This window comes from Geobacter hydrogenophilus (assembly GCF_018501225.1).
In the GTDB taxonomy this organism is placed as follows: domain Bacteria; phylum Desulfobacterota; class Desulfuromonadia; order Geobacterales; family Geobacteraceae; genus Geobacter; species Geobacter hydrogenophilus.
Genome location: NZ_JAHCZI010000012.1, coordinates 88,550 through 110,943 on the forward strand (window position 1 = coordinate 88,550; position 22,394 = coordinate 110,943).

Below are 22,394 nucleotides of genomic sequence, written 5' to 3' on the forward strand. Positions count from 1 at the left end.
GCGCCATAGCCAAGCCGACCGTAAATGTAAACCAAGCCATCAGAGCCCGTGAGATACGGGTTGTTGGAGCCAATAGCGAGCAGCTAGGTATTATGCCGTTAAATGAGGCTCTTGCACTTGCGGAGAGCCAGCAGCTTGATCTTGTCGAGGTTTCTCCCACGGCCGTTCCTCCCGTCTGCCGGATCATGGACTATGGTAAGTTCAAGTATCAGCAGAGCAAAAAGCTGCAGGAAGCCAAGAAGAAGCAGTCACACGTCGTTGTTAAGGAGGTCAAGCTTCGCCCCAAGACCGATGAGCATGATCTCCAGTTCAAGATCAAGCACGTGCGTCGCTTTATCGAAGAGGGGAACAAGGCGAAGGTGACGCTCGTATTCCGTGGGCGTGAAATTACGCATATGGAATACGGGGTTCGCGCCCTTGAGCGGGTTGCCAGTGAGATTGAAGATATCGCAGTTATCGAGATGAAACCGAAGATGGAAGGGCGGAGCATGTTCATGATAGTTGCCCCCAAAGTGAAAAAATAGATTGTGCTACACTTATAGAAAAGGAGAAAAGTAATGCCCAAGATCAAGACAAACCGCGGCGCAGCCAAGCGCTTCAGGAAGACTGCCAGCGGTAAAATCAAGAGGAATAGCGCTTTCACGAGCCATATCCTCACGTCGAAGACCCGTAAGCGCAAGCGTCAGCTCCGTTCGAGCTCCATCGTTGCTGCTGTTGATCAAAAGAATATCGCCAGATTGATCCCCTATAAGTAAAAACTGGGCCAGGAGCCATGGGCTGATAATCAGACCGGAGCAGTTAAGCCGGTTCGTGTGGCTGGTCTCCTGTTTCCGTTTTTATAAGTCCGTGAACCGTGAGGAAGCGCCTCCCCTTGCGGATCCGGCAAAATTCATCAGTAAAAGGAGTAGGTAATGCCAAGGGTAAAAAGAGGTTTTAAAGCGAGACGCAGAAGAAACAAGGTGCTCAAACTCGCCAAGGGATACCGTGGCGCACGGAGCAAACTGTTCCGGAGCGCGACCGAGGCCGTGGATCGCGCACTTAACTACGCTTTTAGGGACCGCAAAGTCAAGAAGCGTGATTTCCGTGCTCTCTGGATCACCCGGATTAACGCGGCTTCCCGTCTCAATGGGCTTTCGTACAGCAAGCTCATACATGGGCTGAAAAAAGCGAATGTCGAGATTGACCGCAAGGTGCTTGCGGATCTGGCCGTATCGGACCCCCAGGGCTTCTCCGAGATCGCTTCTGTCGCCAAAACACAGATTTAGTGGAAATTTCAGCCGGATAAAAAAAGAAATGGGATGCTCAGCGTTCCATTTCTTTTTTTGTAAAGGGTTCCCGTTATGAAAGAACAACTCGACGGACTTCTTCAGTCCGCCATCAAAGAGATTGATGGGGCTGGAAGCGAAGAGGCCCTCCAGGAACTGCGGATAAAATATCTTGGCAAGAAGGGCGCCTTGACAGCCGTCATGAAGGGACTTGGTGCTCTCTCCGCCGAAGAGCGGCCTGTGGTGGGACAATTGGCCAATACGGTCAAAAACCAGCTTGAGGCACGGCTTGACGAGACTCTCGCCCAGGTACGCGACGCCAGCAAGCGTGAGCGGCTTCAGCGCGAGCGTCTTGATGTCACACTGCCAGGTCGAAGACTCCCCCACGGCACGAAACACCCCATAACGCTGGTCATCGAGGAGATATCGGAGATTTTTGCCGGTCTCGGTTTTCAGGTGGCCGAGGGGCCTGAGGTTGAACTCGATTTCTACAATTTTGAAGCCCTTAACTTCCCCAAGGATCATCCCGCCCGGGATATGCAGGACACGTTCTTCGTGGATGATTCCATCCTGCTGAGAACCCACACGTCGCCGGTTCAGGTGCGAACCATGCTCAAGCATGCCCCGCCGGTACGGATTATTTCTCCGGGGACGGTTTATCGCTGTGACTCCGATGCGACCCATTCCCCCATGTTCCACCAGATCGAGGGATTGATGGTCGATACCGGCGTGACCTTCGGCGATCTCAAGGGGATTCTGACTACCTTCGTGAATCAGTATTTCGGCAAGGGAATAGGGGTCCGTTTGCGGCCGAGCTTTTTCCCCTTCACGGAGCCCAGCGCCGAAGTCGACATTGCCTGCGTCATGTGCAAGGGGAAAGGATGTCGCGTCTGCAAAGAGAGCGGATGGCTGGAAATTCTTGGCGCCGGCATGATCGACCCCGAGGTGTACCGTCATGTGGGGTATGACCCGGAAACCATTTCCGGTTTCGCTTTCGGCATGGGGGTTGAGCGGGTCGCCATGCTCAAGTACGGCATCGGAGATCTGCGTCTTTTCTTCGATAACGACGTCCGTTTCCTGCAGCAGTTCTGAAATTACAGTGCATCGGGATTATTGTTCCAGGTAGAGCAACACTGATTATGTCCCGGATAGGGTGAGAATATGATCGTTACGTACAACTGGCTCAAGGAATTCGTTGATTTCGACCTTTCGCCCCAGGAGCTTTCGGATCTTCTGACCATGCTCGGTCTCGAAGTGGAAGGAGTTCGCCATGTTGGGGGAGGACTTGATGAGGTCGTCGTCGCCGTTGTGGAGGAGAGGTCCCAGCATCCCAACGCAGACAAACTTTCCCTTTGCAGGGTTAACAACGGCAAAGAGACGCTAGCCATTGTGTGCGGCGCCCAGAACTTCAAGACCTGGGATAAAGTCGCCCTGGCCCAGATAGGCGCAGTTCTGCCGGGCGATTTCAAGATCAAGCGTTCGAAGATCAGGGGCGAGGAGTCCTGCGGGATGCTTTGCTCCGAGAAAGAGCTTGGCCTGGCCGCTGAGTCCGAAGGGATCATCATTCTTCCCGCAGACCTCCCCCTTGGCGTTCCGGTATTTGATGCCCTTGGCCTCAAAGATACCATATTCGAGATTGGACTAACGCCCAACAGAGCTGATTGTCTGAGCGTTGTGGGCATTGCTCGTGAGATTGCCGCTAAGCTCGGCACCACCGTCAAGTATGCCCGTCCCTCAGTGAAAGAATCTGACGTTCCCATCAGTGAGCGCGCTCAGGTGATCGTGGAAGACTCCGATCTGTGCCCGCGCTATACGGCCCGTTACATTGCCGGTTGTTCCATCGGACCATCACCGGCGTGGCTTGTGAGGCGCCTTGAGGCAGTGGGAATGCGTTCCATCAATAATGTGGTGGATGTCACCAACTATGTCCTCATGGAGTACGGCCATCCCCTCCACGCGTTCGATGCCGACCTCCTTGCCGGCGGTAAGATTGTCGTGCGTCGTGCAGCAGCAGGGGAGCGCTTCACCACCCTTGACGGTCAGGAACGTGTTCTGACGGAGTCCGACCTTACGATTCGGGACGGCGAGAAAGGGGTTGCCCTGGCCGGGATCATGGGGGGAGAAAACTCGGAGATCCGTCAGGAGACCTCCAACATCCTTCTGGAAAGCGCTTATTTCAATCCGTCCGCGATCCGTAGAACCTCGAAGCGTCTCGGTCTCCACACAGAGTCATCCCACCGTTTCGAGCGCGGTGCTGATATCGACATCCTTGAGACGGCCCTTGACCGTGCCGCCTCGTTGATTGCCGAGCTTGCGGGGGGGAGTGTTGCCACGGGGACCATTGATGTCTATCCCCGCCCTTTGCCCCGCCGCACCGTCAGGCTTCGCGTCGACCAGTGCAACAGGTTGCTGGGCATTCAGTTGGCCGCCAATGAGATGGCAGCTATCTTTAACCGCCTTGAGTTTAAAGTTAACGTGGTTGAACCGGATCTCTTTGACGTCGACGTTCCCTCCTGCCGTGTCGATATCGAACGGGAGATCGATCTGGTTGAGGAGGTGGCACGGCTTAACGGCTATAACAACATTCCTGTCACCATGCCCAAGGCCCGGGTCTTTTCCGACCGTCCTACACGCCACCAGCGCCTCGAAAAACAGCTGAGAAATGTCTTGGTCGGGCAAGGCTTCAGCGAGGTGATCACCTTCAGCTTCATGGCTCCGGGAGTTCTCGACAGGCTTCTTCTGGCCCATGACGACCCCCGGCGGTCCGTCGTGCGGTTGCGCAACCCCCTTGTGGAAGAGCAGTCGGTGATGCGCACGACGCTTCTTCCCGGACTTCTCGATGCAGCTGCAAGAAACATCAATTACCGTATGCTCACGCTTCGGCTCTTTGAGTTGCGGCGCGTCTATCTACCGGCCGAGGGGCAGGAGTTGCCCCGGGAGCCCCTCCACCTTGCAGGAATCATGACCGGTGTTCGCTATCGTGAAGGATGGAATCAGGAGCGGCATCAGGTTGATTTCTATGACGTTAAGGGTGTTATCGAACACATCCTTGACGAGTTTGCCATCGGACCTGTTGCGTTTGTACAGGATCGCCTCGATCCCTATTTCCACCCGGGCAAGGCATGTTCGATCCTCTGTGGCAATGAACTGCTCGGCTCGTTTGGTGAACTCCATCCCGATATTCATGACAATTTCGGCATTGATCAGCCCGTCTACTATCTTGACCTCGATTTTGAGAAGCTCGCCATGGTGAGTTCGGACAACGTTGCCATTAAGCCGCCCTCCCGGTTCCCTGATACGTTCCGAGACATCGCCATGCTTATCAAAGATGAAACCCCGGCATCGGCGATCGTGGAGTGCATCAGTGGACTGAGAATACGTGAGGTGGAATGCGCCGAGATATTTGATCACTATAAGGGATCCCATGTTCCTGAGGGATTCAAGAGCATCGCGGTTAGAATCAGGTACCGTTCCCATGAAAAAACGCTTGTCGACAATGAGGTTACACCGCTGCACCAACGTATTGTCGATACTCTGATTAAAAAGTTGGCGGTTACGATACGTTAAAAACAGGTTGATTATCTGGAACTGCTGTGTTATAAATCCTGTCGCCTTCGGTGGACGCAATATATTTGATAACGTATTGATTTTGAGGGAGTATATGACCAAGGCAGATATTGTCGAGCAGATCTACGAGAAGGTGGGTTTTTCCAAAAAAGAATCCGCTGAACTTGTTGAGCGGGTCTTTGGTCTGATCAAAGAAACCCTTGAAAATGGTGAAAAGATAAAGATCGCCGGTTTCGGTAACTTTGTCGTTAAGGAAAAAGCTGACCGGCGTGGCCGCAATCCCCAGACAGGCGATGAGATTATCATTTCCGCCCGCAGGATTCTCACGTTCAAGCCCAGTCAGGTTCTCAAGTCCTCTATCAATTCCTGAGAGGTTCTTCCCCGGAGGGAAGGTGGAAGCGAAGCTTCCCGATAAACAGTATTTTAGGATCGGTGAGGTTGCGCGATTGACAGCGCTCAAGACCTCAGTGCTCCGGTTCTGGGAGACTGAGTTCAAGGATTTGAGTCCGCCTAAGAGCAGAACCGGTCAACGTCTTTACACTAAGCAGGATATCGAACTCCTCTTGGAGATAAAGCGTCTCCTCTATGTTGATAAACTTACCATAGAAGGCGCTCGTAAGAAACTGAAGGCAACATCAAGAAGTGGCGAAACAACACTGTCTGAATCAAAGGACGTACATAGACTGTTGAGTTTAGTAAAAGAAGTGCGGGACGAGTTGGAAACAATTCGCCTTATGTTGTAGCAGTAACAGATATCGGGGCGTAGCGCAGCCTGGTAGCGCACCAGACTGGGGGTCTGGTGGTCGCTGGTTCGAATCCAGTCGCCCCGACCATTTTCACCGTAGACGGTTTCGGACTCCGAAACCGTCTATTTTTTTATCGGCTTTCCGTGTGAACATTTTGAGGAAACTATGAAAATTCTTGTTACGAATGACGACGGAGTTCGGGCTCCGGGGATACGGTCGCTTGCAGAGGCATTGCGGAACATCGGTGATGTGGTTGTTGTTGCGCCCGACCGCGAGCGGAGTGCCGTTGGGCACGCCTTGACACTTCACCATCCTTTGCGGGCCTCTGAGATACGCCCGGCGTTTTTTGCCGTGGATGGAACCCCAACAGATTGCGTTAACCTTGGTATCCATACGCTCCTCGGCTCAAGACCCGATATAGTCGTATCGGGGGTCAACTGCGGTGGCAACATGGGGGATGATATAACCTATTCGGGGACGGTTTCCGCTGCCATGGAAGCAACGCTCATGGGGATTCCCGCGTTGGCGGTCTCGCTTGTCACCTCTGGCCGCGGGGATAACTATGCGGCCGCCTCTACTTTCGCTGCCAGGCTTGTTCGGATTGCGTCCGAAAGAGGCCTCCCCCCGGATACCCTGTTAAATGTCAATGTGCCCGACCTCCCACTGGAAAAGCTCGGAGGCGCTGTTGTGACCATTCAGGGTAAAAGGGACTACGAAGGGAAAATTGTTACAAAAACTGATCCCCGCGGTCGCAACTATTATTGGATCGGGAATGGTGCGTTGCAGTTCCGTGATCTGGAGGGTACCGATTATTACGCCGTGAAGCGCGGTTTGGTCTCGATAACGCCACTGCACCTCGACCTCACCAATTATGCTTCCCTCACCATGCTGAAAACATGGGACTTTTCAGAAATGACTTTGTGAAGGATTGAGGCAACATGTATATCGGCGTTACCCCAGGATAGGCCCTTGTCCTAACGCTGGACAGGACTGGGGCGGTCTGTTATAGTCTGCATTTCAGCTAAAACAGGGGATTTGGATGAATTTTGACATCGCACGAAAACGGATGGTTGAAACGCAAATTGTCTCTCGTGGCGTGAAGGACCGGCGCCTTATCGAGGCGATGCTCAAGGTCCCCCGTCACGTTTTTGTCGAAGAGGCGATGGCCGCCCAAGCTTACAGCGACACCCCGCTTCCAATTGGGGAGAAGCAAACTATCTCGCAGCCTTACATGGTTGCTCTCATGACCGAATTGCTTGAGCTTTCGGGCCGGGAGAAGGTGCTAGAGATCGGCACTGGTTCAGGGTATCAGGCGGCAATACTTGCAACCCTCGCAGATCGCGTTTACACCGTTGAGCGGATCCGGCCCTTGGCGCTCAAGGCTCGTAGGGCACTTGATCTTCTCGGACTCCTGAATGTGAACATAAAAATTTCTGATGGGACCATCGGTTGGGAGGAAGAAGCCCCCTTTGATGCCATCATCGTTACAGCTGGAGCCCCGGATGTCCCGGATAAACTGGTTGAACAGCTTGCCATTGGTGGAAGGCTCGTGATTCCAGTAGGGAATCAGTTTGAGCAGATTCTTGTCAGGATTACCAAGCAGGAAGATGGTTCTCTCGACAGAGAAAATGTAACAGGATGCAGATTCGTTAAACTGGTGGGCAAATACGGATGGGGTACAGAAGAGTAAGCGGTTAAATCTGCTTTGCTGAACGGGGAAGAACATGGATGATTTTCTCGAAAAGGAAGCCGTTGAACCTGAAGAACACGCCGAGCGGCAACCTGACGATTTCCTGGAGCCGGAGCCAACTTCCTTCGAATATGAGGAAGCGGAGGAAGAGGAAGAACAGGAGGAAGAGATAAAAGTCGTCGAAGTGGAACACTTTGACGACGCGATCAAGCTTTACCTCCGGGAAATACAGAGAACAACCCTTCTCACGGCCGATGAGGAAAAGGTTCTTGCCAGCCGGATTGCAAAGGGCGACAAAGCCGCCCGCGACAAGATGATAGAGTCCAATCTGCGTCTCGTGGTCAAGATCGCCAAGCGGTATATCAATCGCGGGCTCCCGTTCCTTGATCTCATCGAAGAGGGAAACATGGGGCTCATCAAGGCCGTTGAGCGCTTCAAACTGTCCAAGGAGTGTCGTTTTTCCACCTATGCTACCTGGTGGATACGCCAGTCCATTGAGCGGGCACTGGTGAATCAGTCGCGCACCATAAGGCTTCCGGTACATGTCTCCGATGACATCAACAAGATGCTCAAAATCACCCGGGAGTTGGTCAATCGGTTCAACCGGGAACCGACGGTCAAAGAAGTGGCAACCGAGATGAATGTCAACTCGGCATACATTCGGCGCCTCATGGTTCTACTCAAGAAAACCTATTCTATTGAACGGCCCATGGGAGAGAATAGCGATTATTTCCTTATCGACACCATAGAGGATACCTCGTCGGTTTCACCGGCGGTGCTGCTTGAAGATCTGAACAAGTATGAGATTGTCTCCAAATGGTTTGCGTCGCTCTCAGAGAACGAGCAAAAGATTCTTACCCTGCGGTTCGGGCTTGACGACAAGGAGCCTCAGACCCTTGACACTATCGGGCGAAGCTTTGGAGTTACTCGTGAAAGAATTCGCCAGATAGAGGCGAAATCTCTCGAAAAGCTCAGAAAATACATCGATAACAGTGACGGAAGCGCAATCGAGTGATTGTGTTTGAATTTTATGGAGGGGTAGGGGATGGACGAACTCAAAAATATAATACGTGATGTACCCGATTTTCCCAAAAAGGGGATTGTCTTTAAGGACATCACTACGCTTCTCGCAGATGCGAAGTCGTTTCAGCGTATGGTTGACCTGCTGGCTCACCGCTACGTGGGGGAGAAGATAGACAAGGTAGTGGGGGTTGAGGCCCGGGGGTTCATCCTAGGTGCAGCCCTTGCGTACAAGCTTGGGGCTGGAGTGGTTCTTGTGCGCAAGCCGGGGAAACTTCCTTCCGAAACCTTCAGTAAAACATATCAACTTGAATATGGCACTGACACCCTGGAAATTCATACTGACGCCATCCGGAAGGGAGAGAAAGTGCTCATTGCCGACGACGTTCTTGCTACTGGAGGGACCATGTCCGCTGTTGTCGATATGGTCAGGGATCTTGGCGGTGAAATTGTAGAATGCTGCTTTTTGGCAGAACTCGATTTTCTTGGTGGAAGGAAGAAACTGCCGGACGGGAAGGTCTTTTCACTCCTTACCTTTTGAACGACTATCTGCGGCTTGAATCCCGTGTGTTCATAGGGAAAAGAGTTGCAAAGCGAAGTGCGGTGGGCTATAAACAAGCTGCTTGTCCCCGTAGCTCAGCTGGATAGAGCACTTCCCTCCTAAGGAAGGGGTCGGACGTTCGAATCGTCTCGGGGACGCCAGTATATATAACTAGCTGATTTAGCTAGCTTCAAAAAGCCTTTGTAGAAAGTGAGACCCTTTATGAGACCTCACCTGCAAGGGCTTTCTTCTTTTCGAGAGCAGGTATATCTCCGCAATGGTATCTATTACTTCCGTATAGATATCCCATCTGACTGAATCGCCCCTAGAAACGTAGACACTCCTGAGTTATAAAAAGTGACTTGAGGAGGGAGCATGAGCGACAAGCGTTACACCAACGAATTCAAGGTTGAAGCAGTAAAGCAAATCACCGAACGTGACCATTCCGTTTACGATGTAGCCCGTCGACTGGGCTAAGCACACACAGCATTATTTCCTGGGTTAAAAAGTACGGCAAGGGGCCAGAACATACAGCCAATCTGAACGATCAGCAGGCCGAAATTAGACGTCTTCGCGCAGAACTGAAGCGCGTCACGGAAAAGGCCACCGCGTACTTCGCCAAAGAGTCCCGGTGAGGTATGCCTTTATCCAGGCATCAAGACGAGTTTGGACTTCGTAACTTGTGCCACATGATAAGGATTCATCGCAGTGGTTACTACGCCTGGCTCAAACAGCACAAGTCGGCACGACAGAAAGATGACGAACGGCTGTTGGGACTCATCGAGCAGTTCTGGCTGGAAAGCGGTTGTGTCTACGGCTACCGCAAGATCCATAAGGATCTGCGCGAAGTCGGAGAAACCTGCGGCAAGAACCGAGTTGCCCGGCTGATGAAACAAGAGGGCCTGAAGGCCCAAAGTCGGCTACAACAAGCCACGCTATAAAAGCGGAAAGGTCGCCATTCTTGCCGAGAACCACTTCCAGCAGGAGTTCTATGTTCAGCAGCCCAATCAGGCATGGGTGACGGACACTACCTCCATCCGTACCTTTGAGGGCTGGTCGTTCCTGGCTGTAGTCATGGGAACCCACACCCGACAATAGTAGGTAGCACCCCGTTTCAATAACATAAAAGGCTCCCCTGACTGTACCAACTACAGTACCAGCCGCAAAAGAGCCTTGTAAAACGCGAAAAAACCCGTTGAAAAATCAACGGGTTTCGCTATTAATTGGTGCCGAAGGCGAGACTCGAACTCGCACGAGCTATTGCCCGCCACCCCCTCAAGATGGTGTGTCTACCAATTCCACCACTTCGGCAAGGAAAAGTTTTATATCATTGTCGGCTCTTAAAGGTCAATACTTTTTTGTTGCCTTTATTTATTTTGTCTGAGGGGCCGACTCAGAGGGACGCTGAGATGGCTGCTGCGCCGGTGTCGATTGGACTGGCGCCTGCGGGGTGCCAGCCGGTTGCGTGGTAGACGGTGCTGCTGCCTTCCGGGGTGCGGGGGCGACCGTTCCTTTCGGCATAATTGAAGAGGTTTCCGACTGTCCAGACAGATAGGCAAGTGTAAGAGAGGTGAGCATGAAGATGATGGCTGCACCGGTCGTGAGCTTGCTCAGGAACGTGGTGCCTCCACCCGCGCCGAATACAGATTGGCTTCCCCCTGCGCCAAAAGACGCCCCCATCTCTGCGCCTTTGCCCGATTGGAGCAGGACGATCGCGATAAGTGCAATGCATACCAGAATGTGAAGAATCGTGAGTAGAATAGTCATGAGGCGTAACTCCAGTGAACGTAGCAACCTAAAACTAATAGCACATCATTCGTGAAATGCCAATAGAGAATCAACCGTGGCATTTTACGCTTTGTAGTTGACAATTGCTCCAAATGAGTCCGCCTTGAGGCTCGCCCCACCCACCAAAGCGCCGTCGATGTCAGGTTGATTCATGAGTCCCCTGACATTTTCCGGTTTGACGCTTCCGCCATAGAGTATACGAATCGCTTCAGCTAACTGAACGGTAAACAGTTCGCCCACGACCTTGCGGATGAATGCATGCGCTACCTGTGCCTGCTCATCAGTGGCAGTTTTGCCGGTCCCTATTGCCCAGACCGGTTCGTAGGCAATTACGACTTTGGCAAGGTCGTCCCTTGCGAGTCCGGCCAAACCATTCTCGACCTGGGTCCGGAGAACCTCAAAGGTCTTGTCTGTTTCACGTTCGGCAAGTGTTTCACCGATGCAGAAAAGGACCGTGAGGCCTGCTGCAATGGCCGCCTTGATCTTCCGGTTGACGGTTTCGTCGGTTTCTCCAAAATACTGCCTTCGCTCGGAATGGCCAATTATAACATGGCTGCATCCGGCGTCCACAAGCATGCCGGGAGAAATTTCGCCGGTGAAGGCCCCTTCCTCTTCCCAGAAGCAATCTTGGGCAGAAAGCTTTATGTTGGAGCCCGCAATGGCCTGTTTAACGGTAGAAAGAACGGTAAATACAGGCGCAATAACGATTTCCACGTCACTGGTTTTCTGGACGAGTGGGATCAGCTTAGCAACGAAGTCTTGTGCGTCGCAGCATTTTTTGAAAAGTTTCCAATTGCCAGCAATAATCGGTGTTCTCATGTAGTCACTCCGTTATTATCTACTTGCCGTTTTCTTCCAGCACTTTGACGCCGGGAAGATGCTTCCCTTCAAGAAGTTCCAGGAATGCGCCGCCACCTGTGGAGATATAGCTGATCTTCGCATATTCACCAGCACGGTGAACTGCAGAATCGGTGTCACCGCCTCCGACGATGGTGAGGGCGTAAGAGTTTGCTACGGCTGAAACCATGGCGAAGGTTCCGCGAGAGAAGGCATCCATCTCGAATACTCCCATGGGTCCGTTCCAGATAATGGTTTTGGCATTTTGGAGCGCTTCAGTGAAGAGTGTTACGGTTGCCGGTCCGATGTCAAGGGCCATCCACTCTTCGGGGATTTCCTGAATGGTCGTCACCTTGGTTTCTGCCTCGGGGTTGAAGCGGTCGGCCGCAACGCAGTCGACAGGCAGATAGAACTTCACGCCCTTTTCACGGGCCTTGGTGTATGTATTGAGAGCGGTTTGCAGCAGGTCCTCTTCCACCAGCGATTTGCCGACGTTATAGCCGAGGGCCTTGAGGAAAGTGAAGGCCATTCCTCCACCGATAATAATCTTATCTACCTTGTTGACCAGGTTTTCCAAAACCTCAAGCTTTCCTGAAACCTTAGCCCCGCCGAGGATGGCGACCAACGGCCTGATGGGCTGTTGCATTGCCTTCTCAAAATAATTCATCTCATTTTTCATGAGAAAACCGGCAGCGACGACTGGGAAAAACTTTGTGATGGCTTCGACGGATGCATGGGCTCGGTGGGAGACGGCAAAAGCATCGTTGATGTATATTTCACAGTCGTTGGCCAGGGCCTTGGCGAAGTCGGCGTCATTTTTCTCCTCTCCCTCGTAAAAACGGACGTTTTCGAGTAAAAGGACATCGCCCGGTTTCATGGCGTCGATCACCTTCTTGACTTCATCGCCGATGCAGTCGGGAGCCAGTTGCACTTCCTTGTTGAGCAGGCGCGAGAGGCGCTTGGCCGCCGGAGCCATAGAATACTTCGGTTTACGCTCGCCCTTTGGGCGGCCCAGGTGGGATGCAAGAATTACCTTGGCGCCTGCATCAAGGGCAAAGTTGATGGTGGGAAGGACGGCCCGGATCCTGGTGTCTTCGGTTATATTTTGGTGTTCATCCAGGGGAACGTTGAAGTCAACCCTTATAAATACCTTTTTCTCTTTAAGATTTTCGATTTCGTCGATATAGCGAATTGCCATGAGTACCCTCCTGAAAGCGCTGTGAAAATGAAAGTTCGTGCGACTAGGTGAAAGATGACAGGCTGAAGATAAAAAAAGGGGGGAATGAATTCCCCCCTGTGGGTTCGGATAGTTATTGTGCGATGAGTTTCATGAGATCAACGACACGGTGGGAGAAGCCTGTTTCATTGTCGTACCAGGAAAGGACCTTGACCATGTTCCCCTCAATCACCTTGGTGCAACCGGCGTCAACGACGGAGGAGAGGGCATTGCCGTTAAAATCGATGGAAACGAGGGGTTCCTCTGAAAAACCCAGAACACCCTTGAGGGAACCTTTGGAGGCTTTTTTGAGCGCCGCGTTTACTTTGTCGGCATCTGCCTTCTTGGAAAGGGTAACAACGAGGTCAACGACCGAGACGTTGGGGGTCGGGACGCGAATTGCCATGCCGTCCAGTTTTCCCTTCAACTCGGGCAGAACAAGGGAGACTGCCTTGGCCGCGCCGGTAGAGGTCGGAATCATGGACATGGAGGCGGCACGGGCACGGCGCAGGTCTTTGTGGGGTAGATCGAGAATTTGCTGGTCGTTGGTGTAGGAGTGAACGGTTGTTACCAGGCCTTTTTCGATACCGAAGGTTTCGTGCAGCACCTTGGCAACCGGCGCCAGGCAGTTGGTGGTACAGGAAGCGTTGGAGATTATGTTGTGCTTCTTGGGGTCATAAAGGTTGCTGTTGACCCCCATGACGATGGTGATGTCCTCGTTGGTGGCGGGAGCGGAGATGATTACCTTCTTTGCGCCTGCTTTCAGGTGAAGTTCGGCCTTTTCACGGGAGGTGAACAGGCCGGTCGACTCGAGGACCACATCGATCTTTTCCTTCTTCCAGGGGAGTTCCTCAGGATTCCTTACGGCAAGGATCTTGATCGGTTTGCCGTTGACTATGATTTCACCATTGCCGGCTTCGACTTTGCCGGGAAACGGTCCGTGAACAGAGTCATACTTGAGCAGGTGTGCCAGGGTCTTGGCATCGGTGAGGTCGTTGATAGCGACAAACTCGATACCTTTCTCCTTGATTGCCGCACGGAGTACGGAACGCCCGATTCTACCGAAACCGTTGATTGCAACCCTTAGAGCCATTGAACCCTCCTGTTGGTTTGATATGTTAGCCTTGGACGGCTTTAATTGTAAACTTTGACATAATAATAAAGTAATTTGTTACGAGTCAACCTTTTTGTCCGTACTTGCCAATGCATCTGCTCTTGGAGATGTATTGGTTGAATTTTAAAGGTTATTGCTTTGAGGAAATGTGATAGTATGAATCCGCTTGAAAAGCCTAACCAATCGAATAATCAATTTAATTTATGAAAAAAACTCTTGAAAAAAGAATAATCATCTTCGCATTCATTATTCTTTTTCTCACGATTACCGCAAATTCAGGTATGGATATCGTGGGGTTCAGAAGGGACTACATTCAGGCCCTTATCATGAGGTCTCAAAGCCTCGGTTCATCTCTGCAGGCGAATTTGGAGAAGGTGGTGGGGCTCGGTATCGATGTCAAAGACATCGAGGGATTGAACGATAAATGTCGCGAGGTTGTCGCATCGAGTCCTGAAATTGCCTACTGTATTGTTACTGACAGTGAAGGGAATATCCTTCACCTGAACGATCCTGTTTACCGGAACATCCGTTTCGATATTATTCGAAGGGCATTTACAACCCGCCTCGATCAGAACATCCACCTCATCGGTGACGATGGTTCCTACTACGATACAGTTACGCCGGTTCGCTCCCCTGACGGAAAGCAAGTCGCCCTCATACACGTTGGTTTTTCGGTGCATGTCGTGTCCGCGAAGGTACAGGCGATTGTCATTCGTTCGCTACTCCTTCTTGCGGTTGTCTTCCTGGCCTCATTCTCGTTGGTGGTGATTTTTGTCAAGCGAAACATCGGCCAGCCCATTGCTGCTCTTCTGGCTGGTGTCAGGAAGGTATCGGAAGGAGAGTTCAATCACCGGATCAAGCAATTGCCTGTTTACGAATTCAATGAACTGGCCAGCAGCGTGAACCTTATGTCTGATACCCTCAAGAATCGCGAAGAGGAGATACGGAGCAATTATCAGGAACTGGAAAATATCCACAACGACCTTCACTCCTCGTATCTCAAACTGGAGAGCCTGAGCCTCGACCTGGAAAAATCGGAGGAACTCTACAAATCACTTCTCGAAGATGCGAGTGACGCCATTGTCGTCATTGACGAAAACGACATGGTCAAGATGGTCAACAAGATGGCTGAAGACTTCTTCGGCCATGATGCGGCTGAACTTGTCGGATTATCCCTTAGCCGCATGCTCGCACTGGTGGGAACCCAGAATTCCTCGATTGTCTATAATTTTTTCCAGGTCGCGGGAACAGGCAAGCATGTAGCGGAAGAGATAAAGTTTGTCAGAGAGGGGCAAGAGTTGGTTGTCGGTCTTATTCACGCCAATATTGTCACCATTGGTGCGGAAAAACTGATTCAGGCCATCATCCGTGACGTCACCCGTGAGCGAGAAATTCTGCTGAACCTTGAAAAGAGCGCAGCCGATCTGGCACGACTCAACAAAATGAAGGATTCGTTCCTCGGCATAGCATCCCACGAGCTCAAGACGCCCCTCACTGTTATCATGGGATATGCGGAGCTTATTCTGACGGACCCGCCCTGCCAGGTCGATCCCAATATCATCGACATGGTGAACAACATTGCCGGCGCCGCTAACCGACTCGACAACATCGTCAAGGACATGGTCGATGTCTCGATGATTGACGAGAAACGGTTGCAGTTGAAACTCGACGAGGTTGATGTGAATCGCTTGGTGGAGGATTCCCTGAATGAACTCCGCTTTTTTGTGTCCATGCGCAAGCAACAATTGGTTCTCGAGCTTGATGATGCTGTTCCGGCCATTAAGGGTGACACGGTTCGACTCATGCAGCTCCTTTCGAATGTGATCGGCAATGCCATCAAATTCACTCCCGATGGAGGACGGATTATGGTCTCCACGCGAGCCAAGTATATTTTGCGTTCCAAGCAGATTCCAACGGTGGATCCGGTCCAGTCGCTGGTCAATATCGGCAAGGACCAGCATCTCTATGTGGAGATAACCGTGTCTGATACGGGCATTGGCATCGATATCGACGACCAGCTCAGAATATTTGACAAGTTCTATGAGGCGGGAAATATCGAGGAACACTCCTCGGGAAAAGTCGCCTTCAAGTCGCGTGGGGCCGGCCTCGGGCTCTCAATCTCCAAGGGAATAGTGGAAATGCATGGCGGTGAAATCTGGGTTGAATCACCCGGTTACAACCCCGACCAGTTTCCCGGCTCCACCTTTCACATCGTGTTGCCTCTCAATCCCATAACCGGTGACGGGACCATCGATTATCTCAACCTTCTCAAGTAGTTCCCTTGTTGGCTCATTAGAAAAATCTTCCGTGTTTAGCCTTGAATATACGCATCCTTTCCGGTATAAAATTTTAGTTTATTGAGCGCTGGGGAATGGTATCCCTGCAACCGATGGACGGAGGGTTTGTGAGGGTCTGTCTGCTTGCCAGCGGAAGCAAGGGAAATTCTTTGTTTGTTGAATCGGACGGGACCAGGGTTCTTATCGATGCCGGTCTTTCAGCCAGGGAAATTGTCCGTCGCCTAGCCGTTATCAAAGTTGAACCTGCTGACCTCGACGGGCTTTTCATTAGCCACGAGCACGTGGATCATGTGAGAGGGGTCGGAGTGCTTGCCCGGAAATACCGGTTGCCGGTCCATGTCAGTTACCCGACCCATCATGAGGTTCGGCAGGGATTCGGTGACGCCGCAGTGGTCGAATTCGAGTCGGGCTATTCGTTCGGCTTCAGGGATCTGCTCATTGATCCTTTCCCCATAACCCACGATGCCTGTGACCCGGTGGGATTCACCATCGAAAGCAAGGAAGGGAAGGTGGGGGTCGCCACTGACCTCGGCACGGCGACACGGCTTGTGGCGGACAAGCTCAAGGGATGCCGTGTTCTTGTCCTCGAGTCGAACCACGATGAAGAGATGCTGATGGGCGGCCCCTATCCCTGGCATCTCAAGCAGCGGATCAAGTCCCGTCATGGCCATCTGTCCAACAACGATTCGGCGGCACTTCTTGCCGAGGTACTCCATCCGGGCCTAGACGGTCTGTTCCTCGCCCACCTCTCCGAGGTCAACAATGACCCAGTCGTGGCTAAGGAAGTGGCGGAGAATCTTCTGGTCGCCCAGACCACCTGCTCGCCCCGGCTCATCGTCGGGGACCAATACCGCCCCAGTGAAACGCTGACCCTCTGACAACACTATCGAGGGCTGGCGCTCCATCGAGCGCCGGTCCTGTTATTTTGCCAAAGACGAAGGAGAATGCACTGTGATCGAACGCTACAGCCGTCCTGAAATGACCCGCATCTGGGAAGCACGCAACCGTTATCAGAAATGGCTCGACATAGAAATCTTCGCTTGCGAGGCCCATGCCGAACTGGGCAATATTCCCCATGAGGCCGTTGAACGGATCAGGGCGAAGGCCAACTTCGATGTTGAGCGGATCGACGAGATCGAGCGGACCGTCAAGCACGACGTCATTGCCTTCCTTACTTCCGTGGCCGACTACATCGGCGACGATTCCCGTTTCGTGCACCTGGGTCTTACCTCCTCCGACGTTCTCGATACCTCCTTTGCCATGCTCCTGGCCGAGGCTTCCGACCTCATCATCGATGACATCAAGCGCCTCATGGAGGTGATCAAACGCCGGGCCTTCGAGCACCGGGATACGCCTATGATGGGGCGTTCCCACGGCATCCACGCCGAGCCGGTTACCTTCGGCATCAAGATGGCGCTCTGGTACGACGAGATGCGGCGCAATCTCCGCCGGATGGAGTCTGCCCGTGAAACCATTGCTTACGGGAAAATTTCCGGGGCGGTCGGTACCTTCGCCAATATCGATCCGCGTGTTGAGGAGTACGTCTGCAAGAAGGCCGGCCTCAAGCCTGCTCCCTGCTCGACCCAGGTGATCCAGCGGGACCGCCATGCCGAGTTCTTCTCGGCCCTTGCCATCATTGCCAGCTCCATCGAAAAATTCGCTGTTGAGATTCGCCATCTCCAGCGGACCGAAGTCCTGGAGGCGGAGGAATACTTCAGCAAGGGGCAGAAGGGCTCCTCGGCCATGCCCCACAAGCGCAACCCCGTCCTTTCGGAGAACCTGACCGGCCTGGCCCGCCTCATACGGGGCTACGCGGTTTCGGCCATGGAGAACGTGCCGCTCTGGCACGAGAGAGACATCTCCCACTCGTCGGTGGAGCGGGTCATCGGCCCCGATGCCACCATCGTCATGGATTTCATGCTCAACCGTTGCATCGGCCTCATCGACAACCTCGTCGTCTACCCCGAGAACATGATGCGTAACCTCAACCTCATGCGGGGGCTTATCTTCTCCCAGCGGGTGCTCCTGAAGCTGGCCAATGCGGGCGCATCCCGCGAGAAGGCCTATGAGCTTGTCCAGCGTAACGCCATGAAGGTCTGGGAGCAGGGGAAGGATTTCCAGGAAGAACTTCTGGCCGATGCCGACGTGCGTGGCTTTCTTCCCGAAGAGGAAATCCGCGAGGCCTTTGACCTCAACTATCACCTGAAGCATGTGGGCACCATCTTCACGAGGGTCTTTGGTGGATAACATCCTCAATTTCCTCCGGCTCGAGGAGTCAGATCACCTCCTTCTCTTCTGGTTGAAGGAGATCCTCGTAGCCGTTGTCATTTTCACGTTTTTTTGGGGTCTTTCCCAGGTGGTCCGCTACATTCTCACCACCTGGGTTCCTCGATTGACCGCGTTTACGCGCACCGGTCTGGATGACCGGATTATAGAGCGAGTAACGCCGCCGGCGAGCCTGCTGGTGGTTTTCGCCGGTCTCTATTATGCGGTGAGGTCCCTGCCGTTTCCCGAGAAGGTTCACCTGGTCTCGTCGGGGGCGGTCTATATCCTCAACATCATTGTCCTTACCATCATCGTCGAACGGGCCATTGCGGAGTTCCTCGAATGGTATGGTGCGAAGCTCGCCGAGCGGCACGGCGCAGGGGTTGACCGGCAGATAATCCCCCCCCTTGAGAAGATCGTCACGATATTCCTGGTGGGTATCGCCCTGATGGTGACGCTCAGGCACTTCGACTACGACATCTTTTCGGTGGTGACGGCCCTGGGAATAGGCTCCCTCGCCATCGGCATGGCGGCCAAGGATACCCTGGCCAACATGATATCCGGTTTCACTCTCATGGTTGACCGCCCCTTCCGGATTGGCGACCGGATTCAGCTTACCTCCGGCCAATGGGGGGATGTTATCGATATCGGCCTGCGCACCACCAAGATCAAGACCGTCGACAATACCCTGCTCGTCATCCCCAACTCGGAACTCTGCAATACGACCCTGATCAATCTGGCGTTTCCCGACGTGAGAGCCAAGGGGCGGGTAAATGTGGGGGTCGGCTACGAGAGCGACGTGGAGAAGGTCAAGGGGATTATGGTTCAAGCGGCCCTCAGTGCCCCCGAGGTGCTCCATGATCCAGCGCCGGAGGTGTTTTTCGTCTCCTTTGGCGAGAGTGCCCTCAATATGTCCCTTTTCTTCTGGGTAGAAGACTATACGCGGGTCTTTGCGACCACTGACATCATCAACGAGCATATCATCAACCGGTTCAGGGAAAACGGCATCACCATACCCTACCCGATACGGACCGTGTTCCTGGAAAAGGAAAACTAAATGGCGAGACGAATCGAGATTGCCCTCAGAGAAGGCGTCCGCGACGCGCGTGGCGAGCGGATCAAGCGAGAGATCGAGCATTTTCTCCATCTGCCGGTGGACGCGGTGCGGACCATCGACGTCTACACCGTGGATGCTAAGCTTTCCGAGGATGAGCTTGTCAAAGCCGCATCGGAGCCCTTCTGCGATCCGGTCATTCAGGTCTGGAGCATCGACCGTCCCCTGGCTGCCGGCTTCGATTTCCTCGTGGAGGTGGGATACCGCCCCGGGGTTACCGATAACGTGGGGCGCACCGGCCGGGAAGCAATCGAATACATCACTGGCCGCCCCCTGGAGGCAGGGGAGGGGGTCTACACCTCGGTCCAGTACCTCCTGAAGGGAGGGCTTTCCCGCACCGACGTGGAGCGGATCGCCCGGGACCTCCTCGGCAACGCCCTGATCCAACGATTCGTGGTTCTTGATGTGACCGAGTTCGCTGCGCAGGGCGGAGTGCCGGCCTACATTCCCAAGGTTCAGGGCGAAACGAAAGCCCAGGTAAGGGACATCGATCTGGAAGTCTCCGACCAGGAACTGATGAGGATCAGCAAGGAAGGGGTTCTTGCCCTGACCTTGGAGGAGATGAAGATCATCCAGGCCCACTACCGGGATCCGAAGGTTCAGGAAGGGCGACGGAGCCAGGGGCTCGGAGCGAAACCGACCGACGTGGAGCTGGAATGCCTGGCCCAGACCTGGTCCGAGCACTGCAAGCACAAGATATTCGCCGGTACGGTGCACTACGAGGACGAGCAGGGGAACCGGCAGGAGATCAAATCCCTCTTCAAGTCATTCATCCAGCGGACTACCAAGGACGTACGGGAAAAGCTCGGAGATAACGACTTCTGTCTGTCGGTCTTCAAGGACAATGCCGGGGTCATCAGGTTCAACGACGACTGGTCCCTGGTCTTCAAGGTGGAGACCCACAACTCCCCGTCGGCCCTCGACCCTTACGGCGGGGCCCTTACCGGCATCGTCGGCGTGAACCGGGACCCCTTCGGCACTGGCAAGGGCTCGAAGCTCATCTTCAACACCGATGTCTTCTGCTTCGCCGATCCGTTCTACGACAAGCCTCTGCCGACGCGGCTTCTCCACCCCCGCCGCATCTTTGAGGGGGTCGTGGAGGGGGTCGAGCACGGCGGCAACAAGAGCGGCATCCCCACGGTGAACGGCTCCCTCGTCTTTGACGAGCGCTTTGCTGGAAAACCCTTAGTTTTCTGCGGCACGGCCGGAATCATGCCTGCCACCCTGAACGGTGAACCGGCCCACGAGAAGTCCATCAAGCCGGGGGATCTGATCGTCATGACCGGTGGCCGGATCGGCAAGGATGGCATCCATGGCGCCACCTTCTCCTCCGAGGAGTTGAACGAGAATTCCCCGGTCACAGCGGTCCAGATCGGTGACCCCATTACCCAGAAACGGATGTTCGATTTCCTGATCCGCGCCCGGGACAAGGGGCTCTACCGGTTTATCACCGACAACGGGGCTGGCGGGCTTTCGTCGTCCATCGGCGAAATGTCGGGCGAGTGCGGCGGCTGCCGGATGGACCTGGCAAAGGCACCCCTCAAGTACCCGGGGCTCGACCCGTGGGAGATCCTCATCTCCGAGGCCCAGGAGCGGATGAGCCTCGCGGTGCCCCCCGAGAAGATCGACGAGTTCCTGGCAATGGCGAAGCGCTTCAACGTCGAGGCGACGGTGCTGGGCGAGTTCACCGACAGCGGCTACTTTCATATCCTCTACGGCGACCGCACCGTGGCATGGCTTCCCATGGAGTTCATGCACGAGGGACTTCCCCCGATGCAGCTTCCGGCCAAGTGGACGCCGCCCAGCCATGAAGAGCCAACTGTGGTGGCCAAGGGCGATTACACCGCGGACCTGAAGGCCCTCCTCGGCTCCCTCAACATCTGCTCCAAGGAATCCGTGGTCCGCCGTTACGATCATGAGGTGCAGGGGGGAAGCGTCGTGAAGCCCTTCACCGGCGTGGCCAACGACGGCCCCTCCGATGCCGCGGTGGTCCGCCCAATCCTCGACTCCTTCGAGGGGGTGGTGGTTGCCCACGGCATCTGTCCCCGCTACTCGGACATCGACACCTACCACATGACCGCCAACGCCATCGACGAAGCACTACGGAACTACGTGGCAGTCGGCGGATCCCTTGATCTTGTGGCGGGCCTCGACAACTTCTGCTGGTGCGACCCGGTCACGTCGGAGAAGACCCCCGACGGTGAGTACAAGATGGCCCAACTGGTGCGGGCAAACCAAGCCCTCTACGACGTCTGCCTTGCCTATAACATTCCGCTCATCTCCGGCAAGGACTCCATGAAGAACGACTTCTACGACGGGGCCACCAAAATATCCATCCCGCCGACCATCCTCTTCTCGGTCATCGGCAAGATCGAGGACGCCCGCAGGAGCGTCACCATGGATGTGAAGCGCCCCGGCGACATCGTCTATCTCCTGGGGAGGACCGGCAATGAGCTGGGTGGCTCGGAATACCTGGCCTTGCAGGGTGCCATCGGCAACAGTGTGCCGACAGTGAACCCCGAGAAGGCCCTCAAGCGCTACCAAGCTCTCCATCAGGCTATCACCGACGGGCTCGTGGCCTCCTGTCACGACCTCTCCGACGGCGGTCTCGCCGTGGCCCTTGCCGAAAAGGCCTTTGCCGGCGGCTACGGCATTTCCGCGGATCTGGGCCAAGTCCTCTGGAAGGGTGACGACGCCGCTCGCACCGATACGGCCCTTCTCTTCTCCGAGTCGGCATCGCGGCACCTGGTGACAGTACGGCCCGAAAATCGCGACGACTTCGAGTCGATCATGGCAGGGAACTGTTTTGCCTGCATCGGTGAGGTGACAGGGGAAGGCACGGTGACCGTTACGGGTCTTTCCGGTGCAACGGTGGTCAAGGCGGGAATCGACGAACTGAAAGAAGCGTGGCAGAGCCCGCTGAGGGAGCTGTAA

20 protein-coding genes, 3 tRNA genes and 1 pseudogene are annotated in these 22,394 nt (G+C 54.1%); 19 read left to right on the forward strand and 5 right to left on the reverse strand.

All coding sequences use genetic code 11. From position 1 onward, the window contains the following. The first annotated feature begins 5 nt into the window (after positions 1-5). From infC to KI811_RS18690, 14 genes and pseudogenes are all read left to right on the forward strand, one after another. Positions 6-524, forward strand: a complete 519-nt coding sequence (gene infC, locus KI811_RS15560) for a translation initiation factor IF-3 (RefSeq protein WP_214187426.1) — start codon at positions 6-8, stop codon at positions 522-524. A gap of 33 nt (positions 525-557) precedes the next feature. Continuing rightward, complete coding sequence (gene rpmI, locus KI811_RS15565) at positions 558-755, forward strand: 50S ribosomal protein L35 (RefSeq protein WP_004511654.1); 198 nt, start codon at positions 558-560, stop codon at positions 753-755. A 156-nt stretch (positions 756-911) separates the two neighbouring features. Continuing rightward, positions 912-1,265, forward strand: coding sequence for a 50S ribosomal protein L20 (rplT, locus tag KI811_RS15570; RefSeq protein ID WP_214187394.1), 354 nt, complete (start codon positions 912-914; stop codon positions 1,263-1,265). Positions 1,266-1,340: 75 nt separating this feature from the next. After that, on the forward strand, positions 1,341-2,357 hold the full coding sequence (gene pheS / locus KI811_RS15575) for a phenylalanine--tRNA ligase subunit alpha (RefSeq protein ID WP_214187395.1): 1,017 nt from the start codon (positions 1,341-1,343) through the stop codon (positions 2,355-2,357). A gap of 69 nt (positions 2,358-2,426) precedes the next feature. After that, a complete protein-coding gene (pheT, locus tag KI811_RS15580) occupies positions 2,427-4,832 on the forward strand; it encodes a phenylalanine--tRNA ligase subunit beta (RefSeq protein ID WP_214187396.1) in 2,406 nt (801 codons plus the stop codon). 94 nt (positions 4,833-4,926) lie between these two features. Next, positions 4,927-5,202, forward strand: coding sequence for an integration host factor subunit alpha (locus KI811_RS15585; RefSeq protein ID WP_004511650.1), 276 nt, complete (start codon positions 4,927-4,929; stop codon positions 5,200-5,202). Between the two features lie 22 nt (positions 5,203-5,224). After that, a complete protein-coding gene (locus KI811_RS15590; protein ID WP_214187397.1) occupies positions 5,225-5,575 on the forward strand; it encodes a MerR family transcriptional regulator in 351 nt (116 codons plus the stop codon). Positions 5,576-5,588: 13 nt separating this feature from the next. Further along, a tRNA-Pro gene (locus KI811_RS15595) sits at positions 5,589-5,665 on the forward strand. 78 nt (positions 5,666-5,743) lie between these two features. Then, the gene (gene surE, locus KI811_RS15600) at positions 5,744-6,502 is read left to right on the forward strand and encodes a 5'/3'-nucleotidase SurE (protein ID WP_214187398.1); all 759 of its coding nucleotides are present in this window, start codon (positions 5,744-5,746) and stop codon (positions 6,500-6,502) included. Positions 6,503-6,617: 115 nt separating this feature from the next. Beyond that, on the forward strand, positions 6,618-7,268 hold the full coding sequence (locus KI811_RS15605; protein WP_214187399.1) for a protein-L-isoaspartate(D-aspartate) O-methyltransferase: 651 nt from the start codon (positions 6,618-6,620) through the stop codon (positions 7,266-7,268). A 34-nt stretch (positions 7,269-7,302) separates the two neighbouring features. After that, positions 7,303-8,283, forward strand: coding sequence for a sigma-70 family RNA polymerase sigma factor (locus KI811_RS15610; RefSeq protein ID WP_214187400.1), 981 nt, complete (start codon positions 7,303-7,305; stop codon positions 8,281-8,283). 30 nt (positions 8,284-8,313) lie between these two features. Further along, positions 8,314-8,829, forward strand: a complete 516-nt coding sequence (locus KI811_RS15615) for an adenine phosphoribosyltransferase (protein WP_214187401.1) — start codon at positions 8,314-8,316, stop codon at positions 8,827-8,829. An 84-nt stretch (positions 8,830-8,913) separates the two neighbouring features. Next, positions 8,914-8,990 (forward strand) — tRNA-Arg (locus KI811_RS15620). A 214-nt stretch (positions 8,991-9,204) separates the two neighbouring features. Then, positions 9,205-9,924, forward strand: a pseudogene (locus tag KI811_RS18690) (IS3 family transposase); the annotation flags it as partial. A 129-nt stretch (positions 9,925-10,053) separates the two neighbouring features. Here the strand turns inward: KI811_RS18690 and KI811_RS15635 are convergent. The 5 genes from KI811_RS15635 to gap all read right to left on the reverse strand — a co-directional run bounded on the left by KI811_RS15635 (position 10,054) and on the right by gap (position 13,763). Further along, positions 10,054-10,140 (reverse strand) — tRNA-Leu (locus KI811_RS15635). 60 nt (positions 10,141-10,200) lie between these two features. After that, a complete protein-coding gene (gene secG, locus KI811_RS15640; RefSeq protein WP_214187404.1) occupies positions 10,201-10,596 on the reverse strand; it encodes a preprotein translocase subunit SecG in 396 nt (131 codons plus the stop codon). A gap of 84 nt (positions 10,597-10,680) precedes the next feature. Further along, positions 10,681-11,436: a triose-phosphate isomerase gene (gene tpiA / locus KI811_RS15645; RefSeq protein WP_214187405.1), complete on the reverse strand. Its 756-nt coding sequence runs from the start codon at positions 11,434-11,436 to the stop codon at positions 10,681-10,683. 19 nt (positions 11,437-11,455) lie between these two features. Then, positions 11,456-12,652, reverse strand: coding sequence for a phosphoglycerate kinase (pgk, locus tag KI811_RS15650; RefSeq protein ID WP_214187406.1), 1,197 nt, complete (start codon positions 12,650-12,652; stop codon positions 11,456-11,458). A 112-nt stretch (positions 12,653-12,764) separates the two neighbouring features. Beyond that, positions 12,765-13,763, reverse strand: coding sequence for a type I glyceraldehyde-3-phosphate dehydrogenase (gap, locus tag KI811_RS15655; protein ID WP_214187407.1), 999 nt, complete (start codon positions 13,761-13,763; stop codon positions 12,765-12,767). A 224-nt stretch (positions 13,764-13,987) separates the two neighbouring features. On the opposite strand from gap, the gene KI811_RS15660 reads away from it, so the two are divergent. The 5 genes from KI811_RS15660 to purL all read left to right on the forward strand — a co-directional run bounded on the left by KI811_RS15660 (position 13,988) and on the right by purL (position 22,394). Beyond that, a complete protein-coding gene (locus KI811_RS15660; RefSeq protein ID WP_214187408.1) occupies positions 13,988-16,060 on the forward strand; it encodes an ATP-binding protein in 2,073 nt (690 codons plus the stop codon). 128 nt (positions 16,061-16,188) lie between these two features. Further along, a complete protein-coding gene (locus KI811_RS15665) occupies positions 16,189-16,959 on the forward strand; it encodes an MBL fold metallo-hydrolase (RefSeq protein ID WP_214187409.1) in 771 nt (256 codons plus the stop codon). 73 nt (positions 16,960-17,032) lie between these two features. Next, positions 17,033-18,328 carry an adenylosuccinate lyase gene (gene purB / locus KI811_RS15670; protein ID WP_214187410.1) on the forward strand — a complete coding sequence of 432 codons (1,296 nt, stop codon included), beginning with the start codon at positions 17,033-17,035 and terminating at the stop codon, positions 18,326-18,328. Continuing rightward, positions 18,321-19,403, forward strand: coding sequence for a mechanosensitive ion channel family protein (locus KI811_RS15675; protein WP_214187411.1), 1,083 nt, complete (start codon positions 18,321-18,323; stop codon positions 19,401-19,403). Before purB ends, KI811_RS15675 begins: the two co-directional genes overlap by 8 nt. Continuing rightward, entirely contained in the window at positions 19,404-22,394 is a 2,991-nt protein-coding gene (purL, locus tag KI811_RS15680; RefSeq protein WP_214187412.1) for a phosphoribosylformylglycinamidine synthase subunit PurL, read from the forward strand.